The sequence below is a fragment of the Streptosporangium sp. CA-135522 genome, assembly GCF_050949235.1.
Taxonomy (GTDB): Bacteria; Actinomycetota; Actinomycetes; order Streptosporangiales; family Streptosporangiaceae; genus Streptosporangium.
On record NZ_CP192026.1, the window covers coordinates 8,019,555 to 8,031,474 of the forward strand.

Here is an 11,920-nt window from a genome sequence, read left to right on the forward strand (position 1 = left end):
TGCGAGAAGGTCACCTGCGGCGGGTAGCCAGATCCGCCAGCAGCGTCACTCCGGCGACGAGCCCGCCCGCCAGATCCCCCATGTCGATGGCGGCCGCCATCGACGCGGCGGCCAGACGGCACTCCCCGTCCAGGAGCCTCCGTCCGGCCTGGGGACCTGTGACGATCTCCAGAGCCCTCCCTTCGGGATCCACGAAGACGAGCACCGCCCGACCGGCCTCCTCGCCCAGCGCGGCGTGCAGCCGCTCGGAGAAGTGACGGCACGGGCCGATGGCAGGTCCGAGATAGGCGGCGAAGCGCAGGCCGGTGCGGCGCTCGGCGGCGCGGAGCGCCTCCCGGACCTCGCCGGCCTGTATCGGGCTCAGGGTTCGGGTCACCGTCACCACCTCGCCGACGCTCCGCCGACACCCCGTCCCGGCTCGGAGAGCTCCGCCAGCGAGACCCAGTCGATCCGCGGCGCACGCGCGGCCTGCTCGTCCACCAGCACCAGGCCGGGGGCGCTGCCGTCCCGATCGCTGCGGAACGGGCCGCCGAACCACACCGCGCCCGCCGAAGTGGTGTGGGCCGTGCTCTCCCGCACCTTGCCGGGCAGCGTCACCAGCAGTGCGATGAGCAGGAACAGGCTCGCGGAGGCTCCGACGAGGAATCCGAGGACCTGGAGTGCGTCCACACGACCAACGGTAGACCCGCGGTGAGAACTCGTCGAGACCTACCAGAGCGCCGGCCTGCGCTCCCCCCAGAAACCGCCGCGGGCCGCCTCGACCTGCGCCGAGAGCGAGATCAGCGTGCCCTCGTCACCGAACCGGCCGGCCAGCATGACGCCGACGGGCAGGCCCTCGGGCGTCCAGTGCAAGGGGAGGTTGACCGCGGGCTGCCCGCTGACGTTGTAGACGGCCGGGAAGGCGGCGAACCGCTTCATCCGCTCGAAGGTCTCCTCCGGGTCCTCGACGTCCTCGAACCAGCCCACCGGCCGGGGCGGCTGGGTTACGGTCGGGGTGAGCACCGCGTCGTACTGGTCGGTGACCATCAGCCCGAACCGGGTGGCCAGCTGCAACGCCGACTGGGCCTGCAGGAAGTCGGGGGCCGGGGTGGCGAAGCCGCGCCGGCGCAACCAGGCGGTCAGCGGCCGGAGCCGGTCCTGCTTGCCCAGGTCCACCGGGTGCATGCAGGCGAACGCGTACCAGAGCGTCACGAACTGTGGCACCAGGTCCGGGGCGAACGGCGGTGCGATGTCCACCACCTCGTGCCCGAGCGCCGCCAGCTCCGCCGAGGCGTGCTCGTAGGCCGCGAGCACCTGGGGGTCCACCTCGACGCCGGGGACGAGCGGTTCGGCGTAGCGGGCGATCCGCAGGCGGCCCGGATCCCGGCCCGCGTAGACCTGGAACGAGCCGAGCTCCGGCGGCGGGGCGTGGTAGAGGTCGCCGGGGTTGTGGTGCGTCATCACGTCGAGCAGCGCGGCGGCGTCGGCCACGGTCCGGCTGATCGGGCCGTTGGTCGACAGGCCGGCGAGGTCGGGGATGATCGGGGCGAAGCTGATCCGGCCCCGGGTGGGCTTGATGCCGTACAGCCCGCAGACCGAGGCGGGGATCCGGATGGAGCCCGCGCCGTCGCTGCCCTGCGCCGCGGGGGCCAGGCCGGCGGCCACCGCGGCGGCGGCGCCGCCGCTGGAGCCTCCGGCGGAGCGGGACAGGTCCCAGGGGGTCCGGCTGGGCGGGGACAGCGAGGTCTCGGTGTAACAGGGCAGCCCGAACTCGGGCGTCGCGGTCTTGCCGAGCATGATCGTCCCGGCCGCCCGCAGCCGCTCGACCACACTGTCGTCCACCGGAGCCACGAAGTCGTCGTAGGTGGCCGAACCGAAATGGATCGGCACGTCCTTGACCAGGTTGAGGTCTTTGATCGGGATCGGCACTCCGAGCAGGGGCGAGCCGTCCTCTCCCGCGAGCACCCTGGCCTCGACCTTGCGCGCCTGCTCCAGGGCCATCTCGGGGGTGACGGTCACGTAGGCGCCGACCTCCGGGTCCAGCCGTGCGATGCGGTCGAGGTAGTGCTCGGTGATCTCGACCGGCGAGATCTCCCTGCGTTGCACGGCTGCCGCCTGCTCCAGCGCGGTAAGATCATGTATGTGAGCCACGCCCCGCACAGTAAGCGCAGACGGCCCGGTTATCTAGAGAGGAAATGAGTAGATACCCGGATCAGAACGGCGCCAAGCGAGTGATGGTGGTCACAAAAGTATGAGATACCCAATACTAGGCACCCCCATGGACGTCAGCTACCGTGAGTTACGTGGATTCCGGTCAAGTACCAGAAGACGGTAACGCTACGTCACCTATTTGGGTCAGCGACCGACCGGCCGAGGACAGGCCGACGTCTCGACCCACTCCGCCCGCGTCTACGTACGCACCCGTCGAGCGCGCATCCCTGCGCAGCCTGCTCGACCACCCCAAGTACCGCCACCTGCGTCGACGTGCTCTGATCGCGGTCGGCGTCGGGGTGCTCGCCGGCATTCTGCTGTCGAGCTGGCGGCTGGGCGTCACCGCGGCCGTGGCGGCCGCGATCGTCGACACGGTGCTGCGCGCCCGCTCCAACTCGACCGTGCCCGCCTGGCGGCGCGCCTCGGTCGCGGAGCGCCGGACGGAGGCCCAGCTCAAGAGGCTGGAACGGAGCGGTTACCGCACCCTGCACGCCCGCGCGATCCCCGACAGCGAGGCCCAGATCGACCACCTCGTGGTGGGGCCCACCGGGGTCTACGCCGTCGACTCGGAGAAATGGGACAAGCGCCTGCCGGTCCGCGTCCAGTCGCATCGCAAGCTGTTTCATGGGCCGTTCAACCAGAAACCCCGCCTCGACGAGGCCCGCTGGGAGGCGTCCCAGGCGGCCGAGCTGATCGGCGGGGCGCTGGGGCACCAGGTCACGATCGTCCCGTCCCTGGCGATCTACGGCCCGGCGATCCCGTGGAAGATCCTCAACGTCCGCGAGGTCGACGTCTTCGACGGCAGCCGTGTCCGTAAATGGATCACCAAGCGGGAACGGTCACTCACCGACGCCGAGATCGGGAGGATCTACGAGGCGGCCGAGCGGGTCCTGCCCGCGCGCTACCCGGAACCCTGACCGGCTCCGCGCCGTCCCGGCCCTCGGCGGCCGATCCCGCACGTCTCCGACAGACCTGACGGGAGCCACCGCGCGTAGCGCCTCGGGCGCCCGCGCCGGCGGCTCCCGTCCCTCTTTCCATCGGCCTTCCACCGGCGACTCCCGCGCCCCTTTCCCGTTTCCCGCGCCTCCGGCCTCTTCGCACCCCCGCCGCACCTCCCCCTGTGCCTCCGCCGCATCTCCCTCTGCGCCCTGCCCTCTGTGCCCTATGCCCTGCGCCCTCTGCGCCCTCCCTGTGCCCGGCGCCCGCGCCGTCCTCGACCGCGATGCGGTCCCGAGCATCGGCGAGACATTCGGTAGGGTCATTACAGGAGCCGGACACACCTCGGCCCCACCGGTCGTCGCGCGCCGGCGCCATCGCCGCCGCGCCGAGACCGGAGACGTTCCCGTCGACGTCCGGACACCTTCGCGGCACGCCACCGGGGAACGGTTTCGCGCCATGGTCGCCCACCAGGGGATCGCCGGCCGCTCGTCTCGTGTGGTGGACAGCCGTCTCAAGCACCGAGCGGTAGCCGTACCATTTGAAGACTCGGTTTCGATGATGGGAGAAGCCCTATGCCCGCCCTCAGGTCTCGTACGGTCACTCACGGCAGGAACATGGCCGGAGCCCGGGCCCTGCTCCGGGCGACGGGTGTGGCCGGCGGTGACTTCGGCAAACCCATCATCGCGGTGGCCAACAGCTTCACCCAGTTCGTTCCCGGCCACGTCCACCTCCGCGAGGTCGGCGACGTGGTCGCCGGGGCGATCCGCGAGGCGGGCGCCATCCCGCGTGAGTTCAACACGATCGCGGTCGACGACGGCATCGCGATGGGCCACGGCGGCATGCTCTACTCGCTGCCCAGCCGCGAGCTGATCGCCGACGCGGTCGAGTACATGGTGAACGCGCACTGCGCCGACGCGCTGATCTGCGTCTCCAACTGCGACAAGATCACCCCAGGCATGCTGCTGGCCGCCTTCCGGCTCAACATCCCCACGGTCTTCGTCTCCGGCGGCCCCATGGAGGCCGGCAAGACGGCCGGCCGCAAGCTCGACCTGATCGACCCGATGATCGCCTCGGCCGACGACTCCGTCTCCGACGCTGAGCTGCTGGAGATGGAGGAGAACGCCTGCCCGACCTGCGGCTCGTGCAGTGGCATGTTCACCGCCAACTCGATGAACTGCCTCGCCGAGGCCATCGGCCTGGCGCTGCCGGGCAACGGCACGATCCTGGCCACCCACAAGGCGCGCAAGAAGCTGTTCCAGGACGCCGGGCGCCAGCTCGTGGAGATCACCCGCCGCTACTACGAGCAGGACGACGAGACGGTCCTGCCGCGCAGCATCGCCACCAAGGACGCCTTCGAGAACGCCATGGCGCTGGACGTGGCGATGGGCGGCTCGACCAACACGATCCTGCACATCCTCGCCGCGGCCCGCGAGGCCCAGGTGGACTTCGGCCTCAAGGAGATCAACGAGATCTCGCTGCGGGTGCCGTGCCTGTGCAAGGTCGCCCCGGCCACCGCGAAGTACCACGTGGAGGACGTCCACCGGGCCGGCGGCATCCCCGCCATCCTCGGCGAACTCGACCGGGCCGGCCTGATCCACCGTGACGCGCACACCGTCAACGGCGGCACCATGGGCGACTACCTCAACGACTGGGACCCGCAGTCGGCCGGCGTGCTGCCCGAGGCGCTGGAGCTGTGGCACGCCGCCCCCGGCAACGTCCGCACCGTCAAGCCCTACTCGCAGGAGGCCCGCTGGGAGTCCCTGGACCTCGACCGGTCCGAGGGCTGCGTGCGCGACGCCGAGCACGCCTACACCCGCGACGGCGGTCTGGCCGTCCTCTACGGCAACATCGCCACCGAGGGCTGCATCGTCAAGACCGCCGGGGTCGACGAGTCGATCTGGAAGTTCTCCGGGCCCGCCGTGGTCTTCGAGTCCCAGGACGACGCGGTCGAGGGCATCCTGAACAACCGGGTCGAGGCCGGCGACGTCGTGGTGATCCGCTACGAGGGGCCGAAGGGCGGGCCGGGCATGCAGGAGATGCTCTACCCGACCTCGTTCCTGAAGGGCAAGGGTCTGGGCAAGGCCTGCGCCCTGGTCACCGACGGGCGCTTCTCCGGCGGCACGAGCGGGCTGTCCATCGGCCACGCCTCTCCCGAGGCGGCCGAGGGCGGCGTCATCGCCCTGGTCGAGGACGGCGACATCATCGAGATCGACATCCCGGGCCGCTCGATCGAGCTGAAGGTCGCCGAGGAGGAGCTGGCGGCCCGCCGCGAGCGGCTCGTGGCCGACCTGGGCGGTTACCGGCCGCGTGACCGTCACCGCCCGGTGAGCGCCGCGCTGCAGGCCTACGCCGCGCTGACCACTTCGGCCTCCACCGGGGCCTCGCGGGACCTGTCGCAGCTGTCACGCTGACGTCGTGTTCCTGTCGGGTACGGCATGCCGTACCCGACAGGACTTTCGAAAAATGTCGGTGCTCGTCCGTATCATTTGGGTATGGCTAACGTCATGAAGCCCTCCGCCAGCCCGCTGACGACCGCCGAGATCGCCGCCCTCGCCCTGTCCCTGGCGCACCTGGGTTCGGGCCCGCAGGCCAACGCCGCCCGCAGCGGCCTGCGCCACGCGTTCGAGCACATGCAGCTCGACGACGAAGTCATCGCCACCACCCTGTCGACCCTCACCGACCCGATGCCCGCCCCGGTCGCCGACCGGGCCCGGACCATCGCCAACGCCATCACCTCCCGCCTCGTGGTCCGCCTGCACTACCGCGACGTGTCCGGCCGGATCACCGTCCGCGACGTCGACCCGGTGACGTGCATGGTCCACCGCGACCACTGGTACCTCGTGGGCATGTGCCGCATGCGCCACGGGATCCGGGCCTTCCGGTTCGACCGGATCGTCGCCACCGAGCCCACCTTCCTGCCCGCTCAGCCGCACCTGGCCGACCGCTTCCTGCCCTTCCAGGGCAAACGGCGCTCCATGTACGGCGGCCGCGCCGCATAGCCGGATCTTGACCTGTCACTCGGCGGGATCGCGCACGCCGGGTGACAGACTCCGGCCATGAGGGTTCGGGGGACATCCCTCGTCGTCGTGACGATGATCGTTTGCAGTTGCGCCCGGGCGTCGGCGTCCGCCGGGCCGCCGCCCGTCCCCGCGCGGGCGACGGAACGAGCGGTCGCGCGGACGGCGCCGCCCGCCGCCACCGAGCCGGATGGGGCTGCGGCGGGGCTCGGCGCGAGCGAGCGCCGCGACCTCACCCGGACGCTGGATCACTATCTGGACGCCCGTCCCGGCCGTACGGCGGCCGCGGTGTTCGACCGGGCCACCGGGATCGGCTACACCTACCACGACAGCGGGCACTTCCTGCTGGCGAGCGTCGCCAAGGTCGCCATCCTGACCGCGCTGCTGCTCAAGGCGCAGGCGGCGCGGCGTCCGCTGACCCGGCAGGAGCGCTCACTCGCCGAGGTGATGATCAGAAGGAGCGACAACCAGGCCGCGCACGAGCTCTACGTCGCGGTCGGCGGCCAGCTCGGCCTGACCCGGGTGCTGCGCGGGCTCGGGGCCGCCGACACCTGGCCGGGTCCGGGACTTTACTGGGGCGCGACCAGGAGCAGGCCGTCCGAGCAGCTCAGGATACTTTCGGCGCTCAGCTCTCCGGCGAGTCCGGTCAACGCGCCGAACCGGCGCTTCGCGATGGCGCTGATGTCGTCGGTCGTCCCTCACCAGGCCTGGGGCGTGAGCGCCGCGGCGGCCGCCGGAGAGCGTCTCTCGCTGAAGAACGGCTGGCTTCCGGCCCGGATGCACGGCGGCCTGTGGACCGTCAACAGCGTCGGCAGGCTCCGCTCGGACGACCACGATCTGCTGGTCGCCGTGCTGTCGGAGCGGAGCCCTCGCAAGGACACGGGCATCACCACGGTCGAGCGCGTCGCCCGTCTCGTGGTCGGCGCGCTCAGGCGGGTCCGCGGTGTGCGGCGCGAGGACCTATCCGCAGCATCCGCCGCCGCAGCACCCGCCGCCCCCGGCCGGCCGGGGAGCCGGGGCGCCGGATCCGCCGGTCATGGCGACCGTGGACAGCAGCTTGACGGTGTCGTCGTGCCCCTGGGGGCAGAGCGCGGGGTCGCCCGAGCGGGCCATCGGGCGGGAGAGCTCGAAGGTGGAGCCGCAGGCGCGGCAGCGGAAGTCGTATCGCGGCATGGCACCTAGATTACTTCAGGTGAAAACGATGGAGGCGTAGTCGGCTACCGGTCGGTAACCGATCGCCTGGTAGATCGAGTTGGAGGCGGGGTTGGCCAGGTCGGTGAAGAGCAGGACCTGCGCGGCGCCGGCCGCCCGCGCCTTGGCCGTCACGGCATGGGTGACCGCCGCGCCGTACCCCTTCCCGCGCAGGTGTGGGGGCGTGTAGACCGGGCCGACCCGGGACACGCCCGCGATGGGCGAGGTGGTACCGGCGAAGGCGACGGCGCGCCCGCCGGTTTCCCACACGACCAGCTCCTCACGGCTGATCCTGCTGGCCACCAGCGCGGTCAGGTCGGAGGGGACGGCCACGTCGGCCTCGATCTGGAACTCGGTGCCCCAGCGGACCAGCAGCTCCAGGTCGTCGGGGACGGCCGTGCGGGCGGCCCCCGGCGGGAAGGGCGAGGGCGCGACGAGCGCGTCGAGCCGGTAGAGGCGCTCGGAACGGCGCCCGGCCTCGGGCCGCCACCAGGCGGCGGCGAACACCTCGGCCTGCGCGAGCGGCCCGGAGACGCCGGGGATCGCACGCTCGGCCTCGATCAGCAGGGGGGCGAGCTCGCGGACGGCCTCGACGGGGACGTCGGCGAGCAGCAGGGGGTGGGGCGGCGTGTGGGTCGCCGCGGCGACGGTCTCGCCGTCGCGCTCCAGCCAGGCCATCAGCACGTCGTCGCCCCACAGGCCGCTGCGGATCGAGCGCAGGACCGTGAGCGGGACGGTGTTGCGGATCGGATCACGCAGCAACCACGGCTCCGCCGCCCCGGCATACACCTCGACATCGGAGGTGAACTTCCATCCCATACGTCGATTCTGCCGAACCGGACGGGCCGGGGCGAACGGATATCACGCCGCGGTCAGGCCGCGCTCTCCGCGAGGTAGGGCGCCCACAGGGGGTCGCCGACGCTGTGCGCGCCGATCAGCCTCCAGTGGACGCCGCGTGGCACCACCGGGACGACGCTCAGCGACCATCCCAGTTCCTCCAGCATCCGATCGGCCTTGCGATGGTTGCACGACGTGCACGAGGCCACGCAGTTCTCCCAAGTGTGCGGGCCGCCCCGCGAGCGTGGGATCACGTGGTCGATGGTCTCGGCCCGCTGGCCGCAGTAGGCGCACCGGTAGTCGTCCCGGCGCATCAGCGCGGTTCGGGTCAGCGGAATCCGCGACCGGTAGGGGATGCGGACATATCGGCGAAGCCTGATCACCGACGGCACGTCGAGCGTGCGACTCGCCGAACGGAACACGGCGCCCCGCCCGTCGCGATGCACGACGTCCGCCTTCTCCCTCAGCACGAGCACGACCGCGCGGTGCAGGGAGAGGGTGGTCAAAGGTTCGTAGGTGGCGTTGAGTAGCAGGACTTGGCGCATCAGCGAGCCTCTCCCGCCGCACGACGCGTCAATAGAGGGGGCACGCCGTCGCGTGCCCCGATTGGCGGCCCCTCCTGGGGCCCGGGCGCTTCCGTCACGAGGACCTCCGCCGGACGGCCCAGCGGATGGTCACCACGGCACCGTCCTCAACCAATTTTGGCTTCTGCATCGTCGTTCCCGCCACCCATAAATGAGCCACCCATAAATGACTGAAGGGACGCCTGGTACGTTTTATGCCCGCATTACTGGTTTTTAACTCCTCCTGCAGCTGATCGACTACGCCCCTCGCGCAATGGGCCCGTGGTGCGGTCCCGAGGTCGTAGGGTTCCTGCCATGACGCGACAGCCATATCCTCCTGCCGGCCGTGACGAGGTCGTCGATGACCTGCACGGCACCCCCGTCCCTGACCCCTACCGGTGGCTGGAGAACCCCGATGATCCCGCCACCAAGACGTGGCTGGCGCAGGAGGAACAGCTGTTCTCCGCCGGGATGGGAGCGCTGGCCGGGCGGGAGGGGTTCAAGTCGCGGATCGCCGAGCTGCTCAAGTGCGGTTCGGTCGGCGCGCCGGTCTGGCGCGGGGAGCGGCGCTTCTTCATGCGGCGCACCCCGGAGCAGGAGCACGCGGTCCTCTACACCGTCGACCCCGACGGCACCGAGCGGGTGCTGCTGGATCCGATGGCGCTCGACCCGACCGGTCTCACCACGCTCGACTCGTGGCAGCCCGACAAGGAGGGCCGCCTGCTCGCCTACCAGATCTCGGTGGGCGGTGACGAGGAGTCCAGCCTCTACCTCATGGACGTCGCCTTCGGCGATCGCATCGAGGGGCCGATCGACCGGTGCCGCTACTCCCCCGTGGCCTGGCTGCCCGGCGGGGAGGCGTTCTACTACGTGCGCAGGCTGCCCTCCACCGAGGTTCCCGAGGGGGAGGAGCAGTTCCACCGCCGGGTCTACCTGCACAAGGTCGGAGCCTCCACCGAGGACGACGTCCTGATCTTCGGTGACGGCATGGAGAAGACCAACTACTACGGCGTCGCGGTCTCCCGCGACGGCCGCTGGCTGCAGATCTCCGCCTCCCGCGGCACGGCCCCGCGCAACGACCTGTGGGTCGCCGACCTGTCGGCCTCCTCTCCCGAGTCCCCGGATCTCGTCGTCGTCCAGCAGGACGTGGACGCCCAGAGCGCCCTGCACTTCGGCCGCGACGGCAGGCTCTACGTCTTCACCGACCGCGACGCCCCGCGCGGGCGGATCTGCGTGACCGACCCCGCCACCCCCGCCTTCGAGCACTGGCGCGACCTGATCCCCCAGGACCCGGAGGCCGTGCTGTCGGACTACGCGATCCTCGACGACCTGGAGCAGCCGATCATGCTGGTCGGCTGGACCCGCCACGCGATCAGCGAGATCTCCGTCCACGACCTGGGCACCGGCGAGCGGGTCGGGGAGGTGCCGACGCCCGGCCTGGGCACGATCGGCGGCATCAGCGAGCGCCCCGAGGGCGGCCACGAGGCCTGGTTCGGCTACACCGACAACACCACCCCGCCGACCATCCAGCGCTACGACGCCCGCACCGGCGAGACCACCCTCTGGGCCGCCTCCCCCGGCTCCGTCGAGGTGCCCGCCGTCGACACCGAGCAGGTGACCTACCGCTCGGCCGACGGCAGCGAGGTCCACATGCTGGTGATCTCCAAGCCCGGCGTCGAGGGCCCGCGCCCGACCATCCTGTACGGCTACGGCGGCTTCGGGATCTCGATGACCCCCGGTTACTCGGCGTCGATCCTGACCTGGGTCGAGGCGGGCGGCGCCTACGCCATCGCCCAGTTGCGCGGCGGCGGCGAGCAGGGCGAGGAGTGGCACCGGGCCGGGATGCTCGGCAACAAGCAGAACGTCTACGACGACCTGCACGCGGCGGCCGAGCACCTGATCGCCAGCGGCGTCACCACCGCCTCCCGGCTGGCCATCTCCGGCGGCTCCAACGGCGGCCTCCTGGTCGGCGCCGCGCTGACCCAGCGCCCCGACCTGTACGCCGCGGTCGTCTGCTCGGCCCCGCTGCTCGACATGGTCCGCTACGAGCTGTTCGGCCTCGGCGCGACCTGGAACGTCGAGTACGGCTCCGCCGAGAAGCCGGACGAGTTCGCCTGGCTGTACGCCTACTCGCCCTACCACAACGTCCGCGAGGGCGTCTCCTATCCGGCCACGCTGTTCACGGTCTTCCAGTCCGACACCCGGGTTCACCCGCTGCACGCCTGGAAGATGTGCGCCGCCCTCCAGCACGCCCAGTCCTCCGACCGGCCGATCCTGCTCCGTAACGAGACCGAGGTCGGTCACGGCGCCCGTGCGGTGAGCAAGACCGTCGAGCTCGCCGCCGACCAGCTCACCTTCATGGCTCACCACACGGGCCTGACCTCTTAGCCGGCAGGACGCGCGTCCCGGGACCGTGATCCGGTCCCGGGAGCCCGGCTAGCCGTGGTGTCTCGGGACCTTGGTTACACGAAGTCCTCGAAGGTGAGCTGCTGCGGGATGTCCGCGAGTGGTTCGGGCGGCTGGTCGAAGACGATCCGGTAGTCGCTCCCGGCGGTCCGGCTGATGGGCGGTCGGCCGCCGAGCGCGGCGTGTACGGCTTGGTCCGCTTGTGCTTCGTACCGGTCGCGGCGAGCGCGTCAGCCCAGGTCGTAGACCGGTAGCACGCGCCGTTGTCGGTGAGGTAGCGGCTGTGCGTGGCGTCAGCGTGCGAACTTTTCAATGGCCGCCGGGGTGACGGGGGTGAAGAAGTTGACGAGGTTGCCGTCGGGGTCGCGGAACAGCAGCGACCGGTTGCCCCAGGGCATCGTGGTGGGCTCGGTGACGAAGTCGGTGACGAAGCCGGTCAGGTTCTGGTGAACGTGGTCCACGTCGTCGACGAGGAACTCGGTGATCACGCTGTGATTGTCCGCCGGGCGGGCAGAGCCCGGGGCGAACAGCGGGACGGTGCGGGTGCCGGCGATCGCGAGGGTGGCGCCCGCGGTCTTGAGTTCGGCGAAGTCTTCGGTGGCCCACGTCGCCCGCGCCCCTGTGGCTCGCTCGTAGAACTCGACGAGGCGCGCTACGTCGCTGGTGATGATGCGGATCGAGACGAAGTCCATGGGGATCTCCTTGGCTGTGCTGGAGGCGTGCACTGCGCAGGCTAGGGGAAATAGTGGACAGAATCGGTCCTATATTCACAGGTAG

Annotated in this window: 11 protein-coding genes and 1 pseudogene; 4 read left to right on the top strand and 8 right to left on the bottom strand. The window is 70.9% G+C overall.

Annotated features, from left to right (window positions below; genetic code table 11):
• Positions 1–10: 10 nt before the first annotated feature.
• Genes ACQPYK_RS37860 through ACQPYK_RS37870 form a run of 3 tightly spaced genes read right to left on the bottom strand, consistent with a single transcriptional unit; the run spans position 11 to position 2,130 of the window.
• On the bottom strand, positions 11–376 hold the full coding sequence (locus ACQPYK_RS37860) for a DUF5130 family protein (RefSeq protein WP_433242322.1): 366 nt from the start codon (positions 374–376) through the stop codon (positions 11–13).
• A gap of 2 nt (positions 377–378) precedes the next feature.
• Complete coding sequence (locus tag ACQPYK_RS37865) at positions 379–669, bottom strand: hypothetical protein (protein ID WP_433242324.1); 291 nt, start codon at positions 667–669, stop codon at positions 379–381.
• 39 nt (positions 670–708) lie between these two features.
• Positions 709–2,130, bottom strand: coding sequence for an amidase (locus ACQPYK_RS37870; protein ID WP_433242326.1), 1,422 nt, complete (start codon positions 2,128–2,130; stop codon positions 709–711).
• A 152-nt stretch (positions 2,131–2,282) separates the two neighbouring features.
• Between ACQPYK_RS37870 and ACQPYK_RS37875 the strand changes: the two genes are divergently transcribed.
• The 3 genes from ACQPYK_RS37875 to ACQPYK_RS37885 all read left to right on the top strand — a co-directional run bounded on the left by ACQPYK_RS37875 (position 2,283) and on the right by ACQPYK_RS37885 (position 6,128).
• Positions 2,283–3,107: a nuclease-related domain-containing protein gene (locus tag ACQPYK_RS37875; protein ID WP_433242329.1), complete on the top strand. Its 825-nt coding sequence runs from the start codon at positions 2,283–2,285 to the stop codon at positions 3,105–3,107.
• 594 nt (positions 3,108–3,701) lie between these two features.
• Entirely contained in the window at positions 3,702–5,540 is a 1,839-nt protein-coding gene (gene ilvD / locus ACQPYK_RS37880; protein WP_433242332.1) for a dihydroxy-acid dehydratase, read from the top strand.
• A gap of 81 nt (positions 5,541–5,621) precedes the next feature.
• Positions 5,622–6,128 (top strand): helix-turn-helix transcriptional regulator, encoded by a 507-nt coding sequence (locus ACQPYK_RS37885; RefSeq protein ID WP_433242336.1) that lies wholly within the window; start codon positions 5,622–5,624, stop codon positions 6,126–6,128.
• A 978-nt stretch (positions 6,129–7,106) separates the two neighbouring features.
• Here ACQPYK_RS37885 and ACQPYK_RS37890 read toward each other — a convergent pair.
• Genes ACQPYK_RS37890 through ACQPYK_RS37900 form a run of 3 tightly spaced genes read right to left on the bottom strand, consistent with a single transcriptional unit; the run spans position 7,107 to position 8,719 of the window.
• Complete coding sequence (locus ACQPYK_RS37890) at positions 7,107–7,319, bottom strand: FmdB family zinc ribbon protein (protein WP_433242339.1); 213 nt, start codon at positions 7,317–7,319, stop codon at positions 7,107–7,109.
• A 15-nt stretch (positions 7,320–7,334) separates the two neighbouring features.
• On the bottom strand, positions 7,335–8,156 hold the full coding sequence (locus ACQPYK_RS37895) for a GNAT family N-acetyltransferase (RefSeq protein ID WP_433242342.1): 822 nt from the start codon (positions 8,154–8,156) through the stop codon (positions 7,335–7,337).
• 53 nt (positions 8,157–8,209) lie between these two features.
• The gene (locus tag ACQPYK_RS37900; RefSeq protein WP_433242345.1) at positions 8,210–8,719 is read right to left on the bottom strand and encodes an HNH endonuclease; all 510 of its coding nucleotides are present in this window, start codon (positions 8,717–8,719) and stop codon (positions 8,210–8,212) included.
• 333 nt (positions 8,720–9,052) lie between these two features.
• Here ACQPYK_RS37900 and ACQPYK_RS37905 point away from each other — a divergent pair, with 333 nt between their 5' ends.
• Positions 9,053–11,125: a prolyl oligopeptidase family serine peptidase gene (locus ACQPYK_RS37905; RefSeq protein WP_433242348.1), complete on the top strand. Its 2,073-nt coding sequence runs from the start codon at positions 9,053–9,055 to the stop codon at positions 11,123–11,125.
• 190 nt (positions 11,126–11,315) lie between these two features.
• On the opposite strand, the pseudogene ACQPYK_RS37910 reads toward ACQPYK_RS37905, so the two are convergent.
• Positions 11,316–11,432: pseudogene (locus ACQPYK_RS37910) on the bottom strand (IS481 family transposase); the annotation flags it as partial.
• A 4-nt stretch (positions 11,433–11,436) separates the two neighbouring features.
• Positions 11,437–11,835, bottom strand: a complete 399-nt coding sequence (locus tag ACQPYK_RS37915; RefSeq protein ID WP_433242351.1) for a VOC family protein — start codon at positions 11,833–11,835, stop codon at positions 11,437–11,439.
• Between the last annotated feature and the right edge of the window lie 85 nt (positions 11,836–11,920).

Bases quoted from the DNA above. Each gene is read 5' to 3' on its own strand.
- ilvD (WP_433242332.1), top strand. From the start codon at position 3,702: ATGCCCGCCCTCAGGTCTCGTACGGTCACTCACGGCAGGAACATGGCC.
- ACQPYK_RS37885 (WP_433242336.1), top strand. From the start codon at position 5,622: ATGGCTAACGTCATGAAGCCCTCCGCCAGCCCGCTGACGACCGCCGAG.
- ACQPYK_RS37890 (WP_433242339.1), bottom strand. From the start codon at position 7,319: ATGCCGCGATACGACTTCCGCTGCCGCGCCTGCGGCTCCACCTTCGAG.
- ACQPYK_RS37895 (WP_433242342.1), bottom strand. From the start codon at position 8,156: ATGGGATGGAAGTTCACCTCCGATGTCGAGGTGTATGCCGGGGCGGCG.
- ACQPYK_RS37900 (WP_433242345.1), bottom strand. From the start codon at position 8,719: ATGCGCCAAGTCCTGCTACTCAACGCCACCTACGAACCTTTGACCACC.
- ACQPYK_RS37905 (WP_433242348.1), top strand. From the start codon at position 9,053: ATGACGCGACAGCCATATCCTCCTGCCGGCCGTGACGAGGTCGTCGAT.
- ACQPYK_RS37915 (WP_433242351.1), bottom strand. From the start codon at position 11,835: ATGGACTTCGTCTCGATCCGCATCATCACCAGCGACGTAGCGCGCCTC.